Here is a 20,564-nt window from a genome sequence, read left to right as displayed (position 1 = left end):
AAAAAATTTAGATTGAATGTAACCCGTTGATAAAGCCATCAACTAAGGCAAACTTTAATTTTGCTGCAAAGAAAAGGGAAAGTTTTGAGTTGATGAGAAACAAAAAACCGTTACCGGATATTTCTTCCCGTAACGGTTTTTGTTGCAGCAATAAATGCTGTTGTTGCATTAATTCAGTACGCTGTTCTGGCTGTTGAACAAGCCTTCGTCCCGCTTTACATTCAGTTCCCACTGCCAGGCGGTAGACATCATATCGTCGAGGCTGAACTTTGGATCCCAGCCGAGCAATGTTTTTGCTTTATCGTTATTCGCATAAGTTGCCACTACATCACCCGCACGGCGTGGACCGATCTTGTAATTGAGTTTTTCGCCACTTACTTTTTCAAACGTTTGAATGGCTTCCAGCACCGTTACGCCATTACCGGTGCCGAGGTTAAATACTTCGCAGCGGCTGATGTTCTTTTTCTGTACGAGGTAATCAAGGGCCAATGTATGTGCATGCGCCAGATCGCACACATGAATAAAATCACGCACACAGGAACCATCTCTTGTATCGTAATCATTGCCATACACCACCATTTGCGGCAATTTGCCAATGCCGGTTTGTGTAATAGCCGGTACCAAATTTTGCGGACGACCAACGGGCAATTCACCAATAATGCCACTTGGGTGTGCACCCGCCGGGTTGAAGTAACGAAGCAGAATAGCGTTGGTAGAAATATTTTTTACGGTTTCGCTTACGATCTGCTCACCCATTTGTTTGGTATAACCGTATGGACTTTCGGCCGGCTTCGGTGGCGTTTCTTCAGTAACAGGTACCACATCAGGATTACCATAAACTGTACAGGAAGATGAAAATACAAAATGAGGAATCTGAAATTCCTGCACACATTTCAGCAGGTTGATGAGTGATAAAAGATTGTTTTCAAAATACATCAACGGACGTTCTACACTTTCACCAACTGCTTTGTAGGCTGCAAAATGAATAACACCGGTAATATCAGGATTCTCCTGCAACACCGCATAGGTTTCATCATAATTGCAGAGATCTACTTTGTAATTCTTTACTTTTTGGCCCAGGATTTTTTCTGCACCATCCAGCAGTTTCATGTTTGATCGTGAATTATTATCAACACATACCACTTCGTATCCGTTTTCAACCAGGTCAACAATGGTATGTGCTCCAATGTATCCGCATCCGCCTGTAACTAATATCTTATTCATAGTTGTTTGATCGCTGTTTGTTTATTGTTTGATGAGATTCATGATATACTGTCCGTAACCGCTTTTTAATAATGGTTTCGCCAGCTCCTGCAATTGTTCAGTTGTAATAAATCCTTTACGCCATGCAATTTCTTCAATACAGGCGATCTTGATTCCCTGTCGCTGCTCAATTACCTGTACAAACTGTGAAGCTTGCATTAACGAATCAAACGTACCTGTGTCTAACCACGCAGTGCCACGGTCAAGAATGGATACTTTCAGCTTGCCACGTTTCAGGTATTCTTTATTTACATCGGTAATTTCATATTCACCACGAGGGCTTGGTTTCAAATCTTTTGCGATCTGTACCACATCATTATCATAGAAGTATAAACCGGGAACAGCATAATTACTTTTCGGTTCAGCAGGTTTTTCTTCAATACTCAAAGCATTGAAGTTTTCATCAAAATCAACTACGCCATAACGTTCCGGATCGCTTACATGATAGGCATAAATAATTCCGCCATCGGGGTTTGTATTGTTGGCGAGTAATTTGCCCAGTCCTGCACCGTAGAAAATATTGTCACCCAACACCAACGCCACACTATCGTTGCCAATGAATTTTTCGCCAATTACAAATGCCTGTGCCAAGCCATTTGGAACAGCTTGCTCTTCGTATGTAAAACTCACGCCGAGTGTACTTCCATCGCCAAACAGTCGTTTGAAGTTGGGCAGATCCTGCGGGGTAGAGATAATTAAAATTTCACGGATACCTGCCATCATCAAAACAGATAATGGGTAATAGATCATCGGCTTATCATAGATCGGCATGATCTGCTTACTGATCGCAAAGGTGATGGGATGCAATCTGGTACCCGATCCGCCTGCAAGAATAATTCCTTTCATGTGTTCTTAATAGTTGAGTCGCAAAGATGCAACTACCTGCTATAAATAAAAAATCCAACCTTAGGGGTTGGATTCTTCAATGTTATCTGGTGTGGTTTAATCAAACCCCGGAATAAAGAAGTGAAACAGTGCATACACCAATGCAGCCACACCTGCACTCACAGGTATGGTTAAGATCCACGCCCACAACAGGTTGATGGTTACACCCCAACGTACCGCACTTAAACGACGGGTAGCTCCCACGCCCACAATAGAACCGGTAATGGTATGCGTAGTACTAACCGGCGCACCTAGATTGGCAGCTGTAAACAACGTGATAGCACCGGCAGTTTCAGCAACAACACCTTCCAGTGGTGTAACCTTGGTGATTTTGGTGCCCATGGTTTTAATGATCTTCCAGCCGCCGCTCATGGTGCCAAGTGCAATAGCCGAGTAGCAGGCAATGGGAATCCAGTTAGGCATTTCACCTAAACGGAACTGCGTAGGGTCGTAGGCGATCAATGCAGCCATAATGATACCCATTACTTTTTGTGCATCGTTACCACCATGACCAATGCTGAAGATGGCGGATGAAACCAGCTGCAATTTTTTATACATATTGGCTGTACGGTAAGCCGTTTCACCACGCAAGTGGTTGTAAATATAGGTCCCCACAAAAATTACTCCGAGACCAAGCAAGGCCCAGCGTTCAAAATCTTTTTTGAATGGAATGAAAATAATACTTGCACTGATGAGTAAAGTGATGATAGCGATCTTGAGCCAGAAATTACGTTGAATGGTAACAAGCGTAATAAAAATGGAGATCAGCATTCCAATGATGGGAGCAAGAATAATAAAGATGAGTGTTTTATAAATACTCGTTGGATCAATACTCTGGAAACCGGCATGCGCAATAGCAGCACCCGCAAATCCACCGATCAATGTATGTGATGATGAAGAAGGAATACCATACCACCATGTGAGCAGATTCCAGAAAATGGCCGCAATTAATCCAGACAAAACAAGCGGCATTGTGATAAATTCTTTGTGTACTGTTTTGGCAATCGTGTTCGCCACTTCATGATCAGTAAAAATGAAAAAGGCTACGAAGTTGAAGAACGCTGCCCACACCACCGCTTGAAACGGTGTTAATACTTTGGTTGATACAATGGTGGCAATAGAGTTGGCCGCATCATGAAAGCCATTGATATAATCAAAAATGAGAGCCAGTGCTATGATGATTACAAGTAAAGTCATTAGATCAATTTGAAAAGGAAGTAATTTGAAAACTTGAAAATGAAGCCGGCAGTTGTTGCATGCTTTACATTTTCAAATTGTTTATGCGTATTTCACAATAATAGATTCAATTACATTCGCTGCATCTTCACATTTATCGGTTGCAATTTCCATTACCTGATAAATTTCTCTTTTCTTGATTACTTCTTTGGCATCATTCTCTGTTGCAAACAAGCGTTCGATGCTGTAATCAAACACATCATCGGCCTGGTTTTCGATGCTGTTAATGCGTACCAATGCATCTGTGATCTGGCGCATATTTTTCATATCCTTTAAACCGGTAACAGCAATCTTAATGTTTTCGCAACCTTGTACAATCAGGTCAGCCATTTTGCTGAAACTTTCGTGTTGTGGATCTACACGGTAAAAGTTGATCTTTTTAGCAGACGCAAAAATATAATCCGCCACATCGTCCATTGCTGAGGCGAGATAGTGAATATCTTCCCGATCGAAAGGAGTAATAAAGTTGCGGCTCAGCTCCGTGAATATCTTGTGTGTCAAATCATCATTCTTATGTTCCAGGTCTTCGATCTGGCGTATAATATCGGCCCGTACATCAAATTCACGTTCGTTTACCATCTTTTTAAGCAGTACTGCCATTTCTAAAGATGTTACAGATACTTCTTCAAACAACTGATAAAAAATACGATCCTTGGGCAGAAAGAATTTCATGAACGAATTGATCACTGACATACGGTTGATTTAATGATGTTAAAAATTTAATTGTGCCTGTAATCGCAACAAGTTTCCCTGCTGGTAATTTTCACGCAACTTAGAATCTTCGAATCTTCTCTTTGAAATAGTGTAAGCAGCCGTAATTTCAAAAAAGCGGTTCATCTGCCACTCAACGCCCATTTCAATTTCTTTTACATTGTAACTTCTTGCATCCAGTTCATGTTTTTTTCCACCTTCATATTGTTGTACACGGGTATATGGAAAAAAGAACATGTCTTTCTTTGTTTTACTTTTTATGCGTCCATAGAGTGTAGCATAACCACCACGCAGGTTTTTTACTTCAATGGAATCATTAACCGGATTGTATTGCGGGCCACGTCCCCAGTTATATTCCGTAAGTAAACCGATAGGATTGGGATACAAGTTAAAACTTACAGCGGCACGTTCATCTCTGTATTCAAAACTTTTTACTGATTTAACCCCGGCTGTCCGCACATCGGTGGGTAACACGTATTGGCCGGTATATGCCTGAATGGCCGGTTCAATTGTCTGGTTTTTTATTTTGAAGGGATAGCTGAGTCTTGAAACAATATGAGCTTTTTTATTTTGCTCAGGTTTGTTCGCAGTTTGACCATTATATACTCCAAATGCAAATACACCATAATCACCTGATCCTTTTCTGTTATCATTAATAAACTCGGGATACTGTTCTCTTGTTTTTGCAGGAGCCCAATAGAAGAATACACCCAGATCACGTTCGTTCGATACAGCGCTGTTCATCGCATCGTTCCGGTCGAGCGGCAAACGGTTCTGACTCGATTGCATATTCTCAAAACCATACGGTACTTTACTTTGACCAATACGAACTCTGAACTCACTTTTTTTATCGAACGCAACATCTACATATGCATCACGTAGCTGGAATACATTTTGTGATGTTCCGACGGTGCTGCCAAAATCGGGTTGAATGTAGAAGTAGATTTGTTTTGTGAGGTTGCCACTTAAGATAAGTCGTGCACGTCGAATGGCGAATCCACCACCTTCGCCCCATGATTTGTCGCATTGTTCACATTTCAGGTTTTCATTCGTTTCTAACAAGCGGTTATAACGAACCTGCATGTAACCACGTAAGGAAATGGTTTCGTACCACTTCTTCTTAGCGGAAGTACTAATTGTGTCGAGCTGATTGTTTTGGGCCATGAGGTTGTCCGAAATGAATAATAGTACGACAATCATAGCCCCTACGATTGTTCTCAATGGTATTATCTTTTAATTGCAGCGCAAAGGTGTAGAAAACGGGCATTGGCATACGGGTTATGCGTATTACCAAATTGTTAACTCTAACCAAAAGCCCCGCCAGGAAAGGCAGGGCGTTGCAATTAAAAGATAATATATGCCTTATCTTGAGGCTGTATGAATGCCTGTTAATCAGAATAATGTCTTATTCATTCTTAACCGGGAAGCGCAAATGTTTCAGTTCTATGTTACCCAATTGTTACCCTGCGGTTAACTGTATATTAATTTTCCATATGTGCCTGTTCCGAGCAAAAACAGTTATGCAGATCATTCTTTTAATCATATGCAAGCATCCGATAAACTGATTCAACGGGTTTTTTCTTCCGTCGTTAACATTGGCTTAATATGCAGGTAATGTTTCCTTAACACGCTCTTCACTTTGGGGTAACATAGCAAGGGTTCCTTTGCGGCATCAAATTGATACTATGCAAAGGAAAAACTTGAGGAAACTATTTTATCTCCTTTCTCTGTTACTAATTACCCTGTCTTCAGCTGCACAATCTATTCGCATTAACGGCCGTGTGCTCAACCAAAAAAACGAACCTATACCGGGCGCTTCTATTTCTGTTTCAGAAATCAACCGCTCGTTTGCTGCTGATGTTGAAGGACGTTTCTCTGTTTTGTTAGAACAGGGAAAGAAGTACACATTCACGGTAACCGCTGTTGGTTTTCAAACCAAAGCCGTGGATGAAGTAGAAGTAAAGGCAAATGAAATTGACAACACGCTTACCATTTTAATGGATGTTGCTGCAAAAGAAGGAACAGAAATTATTATCCGTAGTACTGCACGCAGAGAGAACACATCTGGGTTGTTAAGTTTTCAGCGGAACAACACATCGTTATCAAGTGGTTTGTCGGCAGATTTCATCCGTCGTACACCCGATAAAAATACAGGCGAAGTGTTGAAGCGTGTAAGTGGTGCATCTATTCAGGATAATAAGTTTGTAATTGTACGTGGTTTGGGCGATCGTTATAACCAGGCACTCATCAATGGTGCACAGTTACCATCATCCGAGCCGGATAAAAAAGCATTTTCATTCGATGTAATTCCTTCAGCACTCATCGATAATATCATCATCAACAAAACTGCAACGCCTGATCTAACAGGTGAGTTTGCAGGTGGGTTGGTGCAAATCAACACAAAAGATATTCCAACAAAAAATTCGCTGGCATTTGGTGTTGGCTTTGGTTTCAATACGCAATCAGCATTTCAGGATTTTGTAAGCAACGAACGTGGTTCAACTGATTACTTAGGTTTTGATGACAGAAGAAGTATTCCTTCTTCTTATCCAATGAAGTATGGTGTTTACAATACATTGCCGGCAGAAGAACGTCGTCAGATATCTGCTGACTTTCGTGATGATGTTTGGGCCGAACAAACTTCCGTTGCAGGTCCTGTTCAATCATACAATCTTACATGGGCCAATGCAGTACGCAGTGAAAAAGGTGGTGCTTTTGGTTCTGTAATTGGTGTTACATACCGTAATTCAAAGCTTATTTACAACGCTACAAAAGAGTTGTTTGAAAAAGATGGACAGCAGGCATTCTTTAGTTATGCAGATCAGCAAAATAAATACAGCACAACTGTTGGAGCCATTGCCAATTTTGCCTGGACAAAACGTAATCATAAAGTAGCGTTCAAGAATTTATTCAACCAGTTGTATGAAGATAATTACTACCGTCGTGAAGGTCCGAATACAGAGAATCTGCAAGATGTACGCTTGCGTTCATCGGTATTGAATCAACGCAGTTTATTATCTTCTCAGTTAGAAGGTGCGCACACATTCTGGCGTAACCTGAAAGCTACCTGGAACATCAACTATTCATACAACAGTAAAGAGCAACCCGATTTACGTGTACTCACTTATGGTCGCAGTCTCGGTTCCAATGATCCGTTCAGCGCCAACCTTCGTGGAAACAATACCAATCGTTTCTTCAGCAGCTTAAGTGATCACGCAGCAGGTTATAATGTGTCACTGGCTTATACATTTGACATTGGTAAACAAAAGCAAACCATCAAAGCAGGTGGTAATGCGTTGGTACGCTTCAGAGATTTCAGAGCAACGATCTTTGGTTTTAGTGAACCAAGTGATGCAAGTTTGCTTACGCAACCTTTCGACCGCATTTTTGCCCGTGACAACTTTATCAAGAACGGTGGATTTGAAATGATCACTGCGTTGCAAAACCCACAGGATAAATATTATGGTATTTCTGCTCTAAATGCAGGGTTCCTGATGTTTGATAATAAAATTTCTGACAAATGGCGTTTGGTGTGGGGTTCACGTGTTGAAAGTTTTCAGCAGTTCCTCAAATCGCAACTTCCGGGAACAGATAAGGCGATCATTATAAACACAGAAAAAATTGATTTCCTTCCATCATTCAATTTAACATACAGTCCTGCAAGCAGAGCAAATATCCGCATTGCCGGTTCACGTACAGTAGCAAGACCTGAGTTCCGTGAAATTGCACCATTTACATTCTTTGATTTTGAAACCATTGCTTCAACGGCAGGTACACCTGACTTGAAGCGAAGCAGTATCCTCAACGCTGATGTTCGTTTTGAGTGGTATCCCAAAGCCGGTGAAGTAATTTCTGTTGCAGCTTTCTATAAACAATTTACTGATCCAATTGAATTGCGTTTGAATAGTGGTAGTGTAGCCACACGCCGTCAATACGAATTCCAGAATGCTGTTAGTGCCGATTTATATGGTACTGAGTTTGAGATACGCAAGAATCTTTCATTTCTATCTAAGTCAAGCGAATGGTTAGAACGCTTCTTTCTGTCTGGTAATGTATCGGTGATTTTCTCTGAAGTATTGCTGGGAAATACAGATCCATCAGGTAATCCATTGCCTGCTACAATCCGTCCGTTGCAAGGCCAATCACCTTATCTCGTGAACGCAGGATTTCAATACGATTCAAAAGGCGGTACCGGCGTTTCGTTATTATATAACAAGATCGGACAACGTTTAGCATTGGTAGGTAATGCAGATTTTGGTGATATCTATGAGCGACCAAGAGATCTTCTTGATTTCCAGCTTTCACAAAAAGTATTAAAGACAAAAGGAGAAGTTCGTTTAACAGTGAGTGATATTCTAAATCAACCTATTCAAACTTACGAGAACAGAAATGCAGCAAAAGCATACAACAAAGGAATTGATAAAGCATTCAGTTCTTACACACCGGGCACTACCATTACAGTAGCCTTTACATATGATTTTGATTTAAAAGGAAAGTAAACCATCAACAAACAAATAAATATTAAAAATAGATTATGAAACAGCTTTTATGGACATTGGCTGCAGCAGTTACGGTAAGTTTTACTGCCTGTATTAAAGTAAACATTGATGATTCTACTGTGAACAATGGTTCTACAACGCCTGTTGGCACAACATTGCAGGATCGCATCATCAGCTCAAAAGTGATCAGCGGAAGTATCAATGAGAATGTGGAACTGCCAAAAGGCAAATACACATTAAAAGGATATGTGTATGTAAACGACAGAGCCCGGTTAACCATTGCAGCAGGGTCTATCATTTTAAGCGATACAGTAAATAAAGGAGCCATTATTGTAGAGCAGAATTCACGTTTGATCGCTGATGGTACTGCAAGCGAACCCATCATCTTTACATCAGGCAAAGTACCTGGTCAACGTAAGCCGGGCGATTGGGGTGGTATCATTCTTTTAGGGAATGCTCCAACAAACCGATCAACCACTCCCATCATCGAAGGTGGTGTAAATGCGGTGTACGGTGGAAGTATTGCGAACGATAACAGCGGTATTCTTCGCTATGTACGTATCGAGTTTGCAGGTATTGCAGCCGATCCTAACTCTGAGATAAATGGCTTAACCTTAGGTGGCGTAGGTAACGGCACAGTGATTGAAAACATTCAGGTATCGTACGGTAATGATGATTCATATGAATTTTTTGGCGGTACCGTAAATTGCAAAAACCTGATTGCATTTGCAACAGCCGATGATGATTTTGATTTCGACTTTGGCTACAATGGTCGTATCCAGTTTGCCGTTTCACTTCGTGATCCGAAGTTTGTTGATGGTGGCGATGCAGGCAATGGTATTGAGTGTGATAATGATGGTGCAGGTACGGTTGCCGGACCACGTACACGTCCTCAGTTAAGCAACTTTACTTTTGTTGGTCCAAACGGTGCTGATGGAACATTAGCTAATCACAATTTTACTACACGTTTCCGTCGTTCTACACAATTCTCATTGACCAATTCTATCTTGATTGGTTACATGGATGCCGGCTTCCAGTTTGAAAGTGATTCAACTGCTGCAGCTTACATTGATGGGCGTTCAAGTTTCCGTCATAACCTTGTACATGGAGTTGTTGAACCATATAAAGTAAGCAGTACTTCATTGATCAATGCAGCAACAGTTAAAACAAAAGCAGAAGGTGTCGATAGCTGTAAAACATACGCATCTGCTAATGATGTAATGTTGGAGAATCCATTCAATCTTACTGCTCCAAACTTTTTACCAAAAGCCGGTAGTCCTGCGTTGACCGGTGCAAGCTTCTTTGGTTTAAGTGGCTTTACAACTACTACTTATGTTGGTGCATTTGGAACAACGAACTGGATGCAAGGCTGGACAAGCTTTACACCACAAACAAACGTGTACTAAAATATTATACTCGAAAGAGTTCAAAGATTTTCCTTAAGCAAGTATCCTCTATTCAGCCTCCCGTTCCCGGGGGGCTTTTTTATTTGGAGCCCTTAGCTTTTAAATGCAGGTAAAAACAGATTGATAGCCGGGAATGTATTACTAAAAGCTGATAGCTTGTAGCTATCAGCTTTTTTGAAATAACAATTCCAACATATTTCCATCATCATTTGGTAAAACAGCAACCACATCTTTACAGCGCAGTAAAAAAACTTATCGTTTAGCAGTTTTAAACAATCGAGGGTTCATTTTTTCTCATGACTTGACTGGGAACTACGCCGTACTGATTCTTCAGAACGGCCTTTTTATTTTGGAAAGTGCAGTTATGCTTCTTCTTTTTCCATTCGGCCCTGTAATGTAAATCCGAAAGTGGTGCCTACATCCAATGTGCTGCGTACATGCATGGTTTGTCCGTGTGCTTCAATAATGTGTTTGCAAATGGAAAGGCCTAAGCCGCTTCCACCTTCTTTGCGGCTGCGTGCAAGATCGGTACGGTAGAAACGTTCAAAAATGCGTGTGAGATGTTCTTCTGCAATGCCAAACCCATCATCACTTATTTCAATAAGTACAAGATTGCTATGCGTTTTATATACACTAAACACAATACTGCCGTTTTGTTTTCCGTATTTGATGGCATTATCAACCAGGTTGATCAATACCATTCGCACTTTCTCTTTATCGGCATAGACTGTGATCGGTAATTCAGAACCTTTTTTAATGGAAGTCTTAATATGTTTTTCTGCTGCTTTAATAGATAGGCTTTCAAATATTTCTTCCACCAGCTCCTGGATCACAAAATTGCTTTTGTACAATTGCTGTTCGCCACTTTCAAGTTTAGAAATTTCATCCAGGTCGTCAACCAGGTTTACCAAACGATCGATGTTACGGGAGGTGTTCAGTAAAAATTTTTTCGCCACCTCTTCTTTCTGCATGGCACCACTCAATAGTGTATCTACATAACCCTGCACCGCAAAAATGGGCGTCTTTAATTCATGGCTCAGGTTTTGTAAAAATTCTTTGCGGTATTGTTCGTTTTGTTTGAGCGTTTCAATTTCTTCTTTCTTTTGTTCGGCCCATTCCTTCACTTCTTCGCTTACTTCTCGTAAACTTTTTTCGGGCAAAATAGATTTATTAAAAAACTCTTCCCGCTTGGTAGCTTTTGTTTGCGAAATGAATTTGTAAATGAGTTTGATGTGGCGATAAATAAACCGCTCGGTAAAATAACGGATGAGTAAATAACTGATGAGGAACAACACTGCAAAGCTCAGCAAAGCGATCCACCAACTCCGTATAAAAAAGTAATTCGCCAAACCAACCAATACGGAAATAGTGAATGCTGTGATAGCGGCAACCTGTACAGGACTGATCTGGCGGGGAGTAAGCATGGTTTGTTTGTCGGTTATAGAAACAAACAAAAATAATCAGGAATTAAGTTGTGCCCATCTCAAACTTATACCCAACACCTTTTACGGTGGTAATACAATCGATATCGAGCTTCTGCCTGATTTTGCGGATGTGTACATCAATGGTACGGTCGCCCACAATTACATCAGCACCCCACACCTGGTTTAATATTTCATGACGGAGAAACACACGTCCTGGTTTGGAAGCAAGCAGCGCAAGCAATTCAAATTCCTTTTTGGCAAGTACAATATCTTGTCCATGATATTTTACCATGAACTGTTCTTTGTCAATTTGCAGATCACCTACTTTGATTATCGTATCATCGTCTTTGAACGTGCGGCGGAAGAGTGCATTTACACGGCTGATAAGCACTTTAGGACTGATCGGTTTGCTTACATAATCATCAGCACCCATTTCCAATCCTTTGATATGATTGGCTTCATCGTTCAGGGCAGTGAGCATAATAATGCGTGTATCGGCAAACGCAGGTTGGGAGCGTAGTATCTGGCACACATCCATTCCGGTTTTGCGTGGCATCATTACATCGAGAATAATGAGATCGGGCTGTTGCTTTTTGGCGAGGTCGAGTGCTTCATCGCCATCCTTTGCTTTAACTACCGTATATCCTTCAACCGTAAGATTGTACTCAAGTATTTCCAGAATATCAGGCTCGTCGTCGGCAATAAGAATTTTTTTTCCTTTGGATTCCATGACTGTGTTGCAAATGTAGATGCCTGCTTCCATGCAATAGCGTTCGTAATATTATAAAATTGTTAACGAGTTTTAGCGCTTTGGGCATGCTTTTGTAGGTATAGGCCTGAAGCGATTCTGCTTTTGAATGAAAATTGAGGTTAATTTTGTACGCAATGAGAAAATACGCCTTTACAACTTTGCTGGTTTTTTGTGGTTTGGCAGCGTTTGCACAAAACAGGATCACGTTTGATACCAATGTGGTGAAAATTCCCATGACCCGTGTAATATGGCATGAGAATATTGATAAAGAACAAAAACGTACCGACCGGGTAGATGGTAAGATTGATAATTTCCTGAAGCTTACAACCAATGAAGACCTGAACATCCAGATCACTGACGTGATTTTGCGGAGGGTGGATGAAATGCAGCTGGATATCGAACGGATGGACGGCGATAATAATTTCAAGATCGGTCAGCTTCGTTCGCTTCGTGAATTGTTACAGGCCATTGCAAGCCGGGCAAAAGAAAAAGAAGTAACGCCATTGATCCCCCAACTCTTCAGCAGTTACGAGGAATGTATGAAACTGCAGGCAAACAACCAGAGCATGATGCCGGTGTTTGATAAATTACCTTACCAGGGAGCTGAATTATTATCCACCATTTTTGTTCAAACAAATGAGCTGAATGATATCAAGAAGATGGTGTTTCTGAAAAAAGCGAGGATCAACCCATCGTTTATTTTACCGGGCATTGCTCCATTTGAGAGCGAACCATTTGCAGATAGTTTAATTATACTGGCGGCTGATAAAATTCCCATGGAAGTATACAGCTATGCACAAGCTACCAAGTCGGTTGCTGCAAGAGTTATTCGCCGCAATACAAATCCAAAAGTTCAAACCATTGCCAAGCTCAGCTCTATCCTGAATGGTACCTTGTATCTTCCTTTTTTGGATGAGCTGTTGAGCAACCGCTTAACGATCGATGATATCAGAGGAGTTGTGGAAAACGAGTTGGCCTATTACAAACTGCTGGTAAAAACACAAACAAGTTATTATAACCGAATTGCAACCGGCGATACCCCTGTGCTTGCGGATGTATTGTATAAAATGCTTGAACGCAAAGCAACTGATGTGTTTGTAAATGTGATGAACGATCTGCACGATTCACCTGATGCTGTGCGGATGCGTGTTTCTGATCCATTGAGTTCACAGGAAATTTATTATTTGATTGTTACAACGGAAGAAGTGATCTATACCAGTACGTACACCAAATTGTACGACCGGATGATGACCCGTTTTCCCGGACGAAGAAGCGATTCATTACTAATGTCATTGAATTTTGACAAGTTCAAAAAGTTTATCAAGATAGCAGCAAACTACAACCGTTTGGATGATTTCTTGAAAGCTATGCCGGAAGACAGAAGTTTAAAACTAATGTATGCTTTTGTACAAGGCTTGCAGAAAACCGGCTCATTGGAAGATGCGGTGGATGTGGCCGATAGCTATGGCAGTATTACCGATTTAGATCTGCAGAATTTTTTGAAGCAGCAAGTAAAGCAGAATTATGAAAAAAGCTTACAGGAAAAAGACCGTAAAGGCGAAGTGATCTATAATATTTTGCAAACCTTGTTTCAATCAGCTTCAGATCCAACATTGGATCTTTCTGCAAAGCTGGGGATACCTCCGGTGTACAAAGTAGATTACAACAGTATTGCCGATGATAGTGGCCGTGTGGTACAACATGTATTTTTTTATGGTGATGAAGATGGTGTTACTTCCTTCCGAAACTTTATGGGACTGTTCAACGGAAAGCCTGAATGGAAAGTTGTAACAGGCAAAGAATGGGTAACCATCAATTCCATTAAAGGAAAGCCGTACACCATTTATGCAAATCTTCCATTGGATTATAAGCAGGATCTGGATGCAAAAGCACAACAGAGTTTAATTGATTATTTAACGAAGAATAATATCAATCCAAGTTTTGTGGTCCATCGTGGGCACAGTTATCATTTGAAATATACCATTCAGCAAATGCTGCCATCCTCACGTATCGTTATGTTAGGTTCTTGTGGTGGTTATCAGAACCTGGCGAAAATTTTGAATGTAAATGAAGATGCACATATCATTTCCACCAAACAGGTTGGTAGTTATTCTGTAAACGAACCCATTCTTCGTGCATTGAATGAAGATATCCGTAACGGACGCAATATTGAATGGATTCCTGTTTGGCAGCAGATCACCGCATCTGTAAAAAATGATCCAAAAGCAAATGAGCTGATGAAAGATTATGTACCACCACATAAAAACCTTGGTGCCATCTTTATCAAAGCATATCGCAAAGCAACCGGTGAAATGTAATGATTGCCGGTGAGCCACCCCGAATACTACTGCGGGTGACTCACCCAAAAAAATCCATTATCTTCCCGTTGCTTTGAATCAACAACTAATTACCCCTTCAACTTTTTCAGCTAAGCAGATTGCAGCAGCAGTTTACTTAGCTGTTGTTGTTTTTTTTACCTACGCTTCCATTTTTGCATTTCGCAAACCATTTACAGTTGCAACGTTTGATGGATTGCAGTTTGGAAAAGTATCTTATCAAACATTACTCATCATCAGCCAGGTAGTTGGCTATATGTTGAGTAAATTCTATGGCATCAAATTTATTTCCGAACTGCAACGACGTGGAAGATGGAAAACGAGTTTGCTGATGGTAGGCGTTGCATGGCTGAGTTTATTATTGTTTGCTATTGTTCCCGCACCGTGGGGCATTCTTTGCTTTTTGGTAAATGGCTTTACACTTGGTTTTATGTGGGGCGTGGTGTTCAGTTATGTGGAGGGAAGAAGAGCCACCGATTTTATTGGGGTAGTGCTGGCCGTTAGTTTCATTTTTGCCGGCGGATTTAGCAGGAGTGTAGGGAAATGGTTGTTGCTTGAATGGAATGTTACGGAATACTGGATGCCGTTTGCAACAGCTTCGTTGTTTGCTGTCCCCTTGCTGCTTTTTTATTTTTTATTAGAGAGGGCACCTTTTCCTGATGCTGATGATGTAGCTGAACGAACGATCCGTTTGCCCATGAATCAACCGGAGCGAAAACATTTTTTGAAACAGTTCAGCGCTGGTGTTATCTCCTTTGTGATCATTTATCTTCTGCTAACCATTATGCGTGATCTCCGTGATAATTACATGGGAAATATGTGGGCGGAGTTAGGTTATGGCGGCAATGCAGCCGTGTTTGCAAAAACAGAAACCATCACTTCGTTAGTGGTGTTGGGAATGATCGGTATGCTGGTGTTTGTAAGAAAGAATATGCGTGCCTTTCGTATTATTCATGTGTTGATGATTCTTGGGTTTTTAGTAGCAGGGCTCTCTTCGGTATTATTTAAACAACAACTTATTTCCGGTGCCAGCTGGATGCAGTTTACCGGCTTGGGTTTATACATCGCCTATGTGTTATTCAACAGTGTGTTTTTTGAACGATTGCTTGCATCATTCACCATTGCGGGCAATGTCGGGTTTCTGATTTATGTAGCAGATGCATGGGGTTACTTGGGCAGCATCACGGTAATGTTATCAAAGGAATTATTGAAACTGCAACTCAACTGGGTTTCATTTTATTCGCAACTCGTGATCGTGTTTGCAGTGGCGGGTATAATAGCCAGCATTTTCTCGTTGTTTTATTTTAACCGAAAATATCAACTGCAATCAGGTTCCTGAACATCGCCACTCATCCTTTTTAGCATCCGGTTAATACGATGAGGTTCGGCCACAAACCGAAAGAGTTTACCTTTGCCGCTAAATGTAAAAACGCTTGGAGCAGAAAGCAGGAAAAAAGCAGGTGTTCGATTTTAAATTACTCAGCCGTATCATCGGTTATGCATCGCCGTACAAGCGCAGGTTTAACAGCTCCATTATTTTGGCTATTGTACTGGCGGTAATGGCACCTGTAAGGCCATGGTTGATCAATACAACGGTAAACGATTATATTCAGCATAATATGGCGGAGATGGTAATTCGTATTACCATCTTTCAAATTGCACTGATTATTGTTGAGACTGTACTCCGTTTTTTCTTTTCCTATTTTACTGCATGGCTTGGACAAACGGTGGTGAAAGATCTGCGGGTAAACGTATTTAAAAAAATTCTTGGGTTGAATCTCCGGCAGTTCGATCAAACACCGATCGGTACATTAACCACAAGAACGGTGAACGATATTGAAACCATCAGCGATGTATTTGCAGAAGGATTTATTCCGATTCTCGCCGATTTTCTCACCATCATTGCTGTGTTGTTTACAATGTTTTATATCAACTGGCAATTAACATTGATCTGTCTCATTCCATTTCCTTTTCTCATTCTTGCAACGTATTATTTCAAAGAAAGTGTCAACAAAAGTTTTCATCGTGTACGCAATGCAGTTGCGGCATTAAATGCATTTGTGCAGGAACACATTCAAGGCATGCAGGTGGTACAGGCATTTGCTGTTGAGCAAAAAGAGTTCGGTAAGTTTAACCGCATTAATAAAGATCATCGCAATGCAAACATCCAGGCAATTTTTGCGTACTCTGTTTTCTTTCCGGTAGTGGAAATTATTCTGGCTATTTCACTGGGCCTATTGGTTTGGTTTGGTGCGGGACAAGCTGTTTCAGCAACCAATGGCGAAGCGGCAAAAATGGCGGGTGAGATCATGGCCTTTATCATATTGCTGAACATGTTGTTCCGTCCGCTTCGTTTTATTGCTGATAAATTCAACGTATTACAAATGGGCATGGTGGCGAGTGAACGTGTATTTAAAGTATTGGATAATACAGATGAAATAAAAGAATCTGCCCCCGATGCATACAAACCAATGACACAAGTGGCTGGTAAAATTGAATTTGAAAAAGTATGGTTTGCTTACAACGATGAGAACTGGGTATTGAAAGATCTTTCGTTTACGGTGAATGCAGGTGATACAGTGGCGATAGTTGGTCATACAGGAAGTGGTAAAACATCGATCATCAGTTTGCTCAACCGCTTGTATCATATTCAAAAGGGAAGCATCAAACTCGACGGCGTGAAGATCGAGGAATACGAATTAGATGCACTCCGTAGTAAAATTGGCGTGGTGTTGCAGGATGTATTTCTGTTTGCCGGAACTATTACTGAAAATGTAACGCTACGAAACGAAGCGATCGGAAAAGAGCAGGTGATCGAAGCGGCTAAGCTGATTGGTCTGCACGATTTTATTATGCGGTTGCCCGATAATTATGATTTTAATGTAATGGAGCGGGGTGCCACCATGAGCCAGGGCCAACGTCAGTTACTGAGTTTTATCAGGGCGTTGTTGTTCAATCCATCCGTTTTGATCCTTGATGAGGCAACTTCCGCTGTTGATACCGAAACTGAACAAATGATCCAGCATGCGATCGACAAACTGATCGAAGGGCGAACGTCGATTGTAATTGCACACCGATTGTCTACCATCCGTAAGGCCGATAAGATCATTGTGTTGGATAAAGGCGAGATCAAAGAAATGGGAACCCATGAAGAACTACTGATGCTTGGCGGTTATTATTCCAAATTGCATGAAATGCAGTTTTCGAAGGCGATTGTATAATTATCTATCCCTAGAAAGCTGTGCTTCGCCCAAAAGAGCAGATTGATGTGATTGAACTCGAAAAAATCAAAGAAGAGCGCCGCAAAATGGGTCTCGATTAACCTGAACAACTTTTTTCCGTTTTCAATTTAGTTTTCCCTTTTTTTCACCTGCCGCTCCTTATCTTTGCGCCAAATTTCAGGAAACGTATGGCGTTCAAGAGCTTCAAATCCTTATTGGTAGCGGTTTTCAGCGGATTTTTGTTGACGATGGCTCAAGGTGCTTATGCACAACACGAACAGGAAGGGCATGAGCAGGCACAGCCTGAGCACGCCGGTGCCGAGCATGCGCCCAAAAAAGAAGGCTTTGATGCCAAAGAAGTGATCTTCGGTCATATTATGGACGGCCATGATTTCCATTTTTTCGATTGGAACGGCCATGCGGTTGGTTTCCCGCTCCCAGTAATTCTTTATTCGCAGCAAAAAGGCCTGTCTGTGTTCATGTCTTCAAAATTTGAACATGGCCATGCAGAGTACAACGGGTACAAACTTGTAAAGGAAGAAATCGGCGAAAAGATCGTATCAACTGATCCAACTGAACAAGTATTTGATCTGTCGCTCACACGCAATGTGGTGCAAATGCTTCTTGCGCTTTTCATCTTGGTTTGGATATTGATCAGCATTGCCAAATCATACGGCAAAGGGTTGGGTGTAACGAGTGCGCCAAAGGGCAAACAGAATTTCTTCGAGCCCATCATTACATTTGTGCGTGATGAAGTAGCAATTCCTAACCTTGGTGCAAAAGCCCCCAAGTATCTGCCATTCCTCTTAACAGTATTCTTTTTTATTCTCATTAATAACATCTTTGGATTGGTTCCGGGTTCGGCTAACGTAACCGGTAATATTGCTTTTACAGTGGTGCTTGGTTTAATTGCGTTTATCGTAATTCTGTTCAGTTCAAACAGGCATTACTGGGGTCATATCTTCAACCCTCCCGGAGTACCATTAGGTGTAAAATTCATTTTGGTTCCTGTGGAATTACTGAGTGCTGTGTTGATCAAACCTGGAGCATTGATCATACGTCTTTTCGCCAACATGGTGGCGGGGCATATTATCATTATCTGTTTGATCTCGCTGATCTTCGTGTTCACCGAAAAATTAGGACAGGGCTTTGGTATCGGATCAACAGTGATCTCTATTCCTTTTACCATTTTCATTTATTTCATTGAAATATTGGTTGCGTTCCTGCAGGCCTTCATCTTTACTATGCTTACTGCTGTATTCATCAGCCAGGCAATGGAAGGTGATCATGGTCACGGCGAAGAAGCAGCACATCATTAATCGGTTTTTATTTTTCACAATTATAAATTCAAAACAATGGATTTAATTCTTTTAGATGCGGTAGCAAATGCAGGTGGTGCAGTAGGTGCAGGTTTAGCAGCTGTAGGTGCCGGTATCGGTATCGGACAGATTGGTAAAGGTGCATTGGAATCAATTGCACGCCAGCCAGAAGCTTCTAACGACATCCGTGCAAACATGATCCTTACTGCGGCACTCGTAGAAGGAGCTGCTCTGTTTGCTATTATCGTGGGCTTCCTTGCAATGGTGTTGTAATCATTGCCGCACAAACATTTTACTGCATCCAAAGCACAGGGCGGAGGATGCAGTATTTTTAAACTAACATCGAACGTTTTAAAATAAAAAATCATGGGTTTACTTACCCCCGCCTTAGGGTTACTTTTCTGGACATTGGTTGCTTTCTTAGTTGTGTTTTTTCTATTGAAAAAATACGCCTGGCCTGCTATCATCAAAGGATTGCACGAACGGGAGCAGGGTATTGCTGAATCGTTAGCAACTGCTGAAAAAGTGAAAGCTGAAATGGCGCAGTTGAAAAACGAGAACGAAGCATTGTTGATCAAAGCCCGTGAAGAAAGATCACAGATGCTCAAAGAAGCACGTGAAACAAAGGAAAAGATCATCAACGACGCTAAAGAACTTGCCAAGGCTGAAGCAAACAAGATCATGGTAGAAACACAGGCTGCTATCAACCAGCAAAAAATGGCTGCTATTACTGATGTGAAAAATCAGATCGGCAACCTGGTAATTGAGGTAAGTGAAAAAATTTTGCGTCGTGATCTGGCAAACAAAGCCGATCAGGAAGCGTATATCCACAAATTGGCTGAAGAAATTAAATTGAACTAATACAGCAACAAGCTATTCGCTGCAAGCCACAAGCCCGCAGCCTGAAGCTCAAAGCTAAAAGCTGAATTTTTTATGCAAAATCCCCGTCTCGCAGGTCGTTATGCAAAGTCGCTGGTTGATATCGCTCAGGAGCAAAATCAATTGGAGCAGGTGTATACCGACATGAAATATTTGCAGGATGTGTGCAAGCAAAGCAAAGAGTTTACAAATGTGCTGCGCAGTCCGGTGATCAAGGCTGATGTAAAGGATAAAATACTTACTGAAGTAATCAGCAAAAAGATCGGCCCATTGGCAGCTGCATTTATTCATTTAATTGTAAAGAAAGGCCGTGAAAACACATTGCCCGAAATTGCGTTTGCATTTGTTGAGCAATACAATGCGATCAAAGGTATACATCGTGTTAAGCTTACTACCGTATCACCTGCAAGTGAAGAGTTGAAAGCTGCGATCGTAAAAAAGGTTATGGCTGATGCATCGTTAGCGCATGTGGAACTGGAAAACATAGTGAACGAAGGAATTGTTGGCGGATTTCAACTTGAGTACAACGGTAACCTGATCGATGCAAGTATTGCACGTGATTTGAGAGACCTTAAGGCTCAATTCCAGAAAAATATTTACGTACAGAATATCAGATAAAATTCAATTGTAAACT

General features: G+C 41.2%; 16 protein-coding genes. 9 read left to right on the top strand and 7 right to left on the bottom strand.

Annotated features, from left to right (window positions below; genetic code table 11):
* Positions 1 to 168: 168 nt before the first annotated feature.
* The 5 genes from galE to WG989_RS02885 form a co-directional block, all read right to left on the bottom strand.
* Positions 169 to 1,224, bottom strand: a complete 1,056-nt coding sequence (gene galE, locus WG989_RS02905; RefSeq protein ID WP_340427223.1) for a UDP-glucose 4-epimerase GalE — start codon at positions 1,222 to 1,224, stop codon at positions 169 to 171.
* A 21-nt stretch (positions 1,225 to 1,245) separates the two neighbouring features.
* On the bottom strand, positions 1,246 to 2,109 hold the full coding sequence (gene rfbA, locus WG989_RS02900; RefSeq protein WP_340427221.1) for a glucose-1-phosphate thymidylyltransferase RfbA: 864 nt from the start codon (positions 2,107 to 2,109) through the stop codon (positions 1,246 to 1,248).
* 96 nt (positions 2,110 to 2,205) lie between these two features.
* Positions 2,206 to 3,345, bottom strand: a complete 1,140-nt coding sequence (locus WG989_RS02895; RefSeq protein WP_340427219.1) for an inorganic phosphate transporter — start codon at positions 3,343 to 3,345, stop codon at positions 2,206 to 2,208.
* A gap of 81 nt (positions 3,346 to 3,426) precedes the next feature.
* Positions 3,427 to 4,077 carry a DUF47 domain-containing protein gene (locus WG989_RS02890; protein WP_340427218.1) on the bottom strand — a complete coding sequence of 217 codons (651 nt, stop codon included), beginning with the start codon at positions 4,075 to 4,077 and terminating at the stop codon, positions 3,427 to 3,429.
* 18 nt (positions 4,078 to 4,095) lie between these two features.
* A complete protein-coding gene (locus tag WG989_RS02885; RefSeq protein WP_340427216.1) occupies positions 4,096 to 5,295 on the bottom strand; it encodes a porin in 1,200 nt (399 codons plus the stop codon).
* A gap of 500 nt (positions 5,296 to 5,795) precedes the next feature.
* On the opposite strand from WG989_RS02885, the gene WG989_RS02880 reads away from it, so the two are divergent.
* Together WG989_RS02880 and WG989_RS02875 are read left to right on the top strand one after the other, a co-directional pair.
* Entirely contained in the window at positions 5,796 to 8,594 is a 2,799-nt protein-coding gene (locus WG989_RS02880) for a TonB-dependent receptor (RefSeq protein WP_340427215.1), read from the top strand.
* A 35-nt stretch (positions 8,595 to 8,629) separates the two neighbouring features.
* Positions 8,630 to 10,000 carry a beta-helix domain-containing protein gene (locus tag WG989_RS02875; protein ID WP_340427213.1) on the top strand — a complete coding sequence of 457 codons (1,371 nt, stop codon included), beginning with the start codon at positions 8,630 to 8,632 and terminating at the stop codon, positions 9,998 to 10,000.
* Between the two features lie 362 nt (positions 10,001 to 10,362).
* On the opposite strand, the gene WG989_RS02870 is transcribed toward WG989_RS02875, so the two are convergent.
* Positions 10,363 to 11,454, bottom strand: a complete 1,092-nt coding sequence (locus WG989_RS02870) for a sensor histidine kinase (RefSeq protein WP_340427211.1) — start codon at positions 11,452 to 11,454, stop codon at positions 10,363 to 10,365.
* A gap of 13 nt (positions 11,455 to 11,467) precedes the next feature.
* Complete coding sequence (locus WG989_RS02865; protein ID WP_340427210.1) at positions 11,468 to 12,154, bottom strand: response regulator; 687 nt, start codon at positions 12,152 to 12,154, stop codon at positions 11,468 to 11,470.
* Positions 12,155 to 12,309: 155 nt separating this feature from the next.
* Here WG989_RS02865 and WG989_RS02860 point away from each other — a divergent pair, with 155 nt between their 5' ends.
* From WG989_RS02860 to atpH, 7 genes are all read left to right on the top strand, one after another.
* Complete coding sequence (locus WG989_RS02860; RefSeq protein ID WP_340427209.1) at positions 12,310 to 14,493, top strand: hypothetical protein; 2,184 nt, start codon at positions 12,310 to 12,312, stop codon at positions 14,491 to 14,493.
* Between the two features lie 73 nt (positions 14,494 to 14,566).
* Complete coding sequence (locus WG989_RS02855) at positions 14,567 to 15,850, top strand: DUF5690 family protein (RefSeq protein ID WP_340427208.1); 1,284 nt, start codon at positions 14,567 to 14,569, stop codon at positions 15,848 to 15,850.
* Between the two features lie 94 nt (positions 15,851 to 15,944).
* Complete coding sequence (locus WG989_RS02850) at positions 15,945 to 17,732, top strand: ABC transporter ATP-binding protein (RefSeq protein WP_340427207.1); 1,788 nt, start codon at positions 15,945 to 15,947, stop codon at positions 17,730 to 17,732.
* Between the two features lie 188 nt (positions 17,733 to 17,920).
* Positions 17,921 to 19,051, top strand: coding sequence for a F0F1 ATP synthase subunit A (gene atpB, locus WG989_RS02845; RefSeq protein ID WP_340427206.1), 1,131 nt, complete (start codon positions 17,921 to 17,923; stop codon positions 19,049 to 19,051).
* Between the two features lie 36 nt (positions 19,052 to 19,087).
* The gene (gene atpE / locus WG989_RS02840; protein ID WP_340427205.1) at positions 19,088 to 19,324 is read left to right on the top strand and encodes an ATP synthase F0 subunit C; all 237 of its coding nucleotides are present in this window, start codon (positions 19,088 to 19,090) and stop codon (positions 19,322 to 19,324) included.
* Between the two features lie 93 nt (positions 19,325 to 19,417).
* Entirely contained in the window at positions 19,418 to 19,912 is a 495-nt protein-coding gene (atpF, locus tag WG989_RS02835; protein WP_340427204.1) for a F0F1 ATP synthase subunit B, read from the top strand.
* 72 nt (positions 19,913 to 19,984) lie between these two features.
* The gene (gene atpH / locus WG989_RS02830) at positions 19,985 to 20,548 is read left to right on the top strand and encodes an ATP synthase F1 subunit delta (protein ID WP_340427202.1); all 564 of its coding nucleotides are present in this window, start codon (positions 19,985 to 19,987) and stop codon (positions 20,546 to 20,548) included.
* Positions 20,549 to 20,564 lie beyond the last annotated feature (16 nt).

This window comes from Lacibacter sp. H407 (assembly GCF_037892605.1).
Classification (GTDB): Bacteria; Bacteroidota; Bacteroidia; order Chitinophagales; family Chitinophagaceae; genus Lacibacter.
This window is presented reverse-complemented; position numbering and strand designations above follow the sequence as displayed.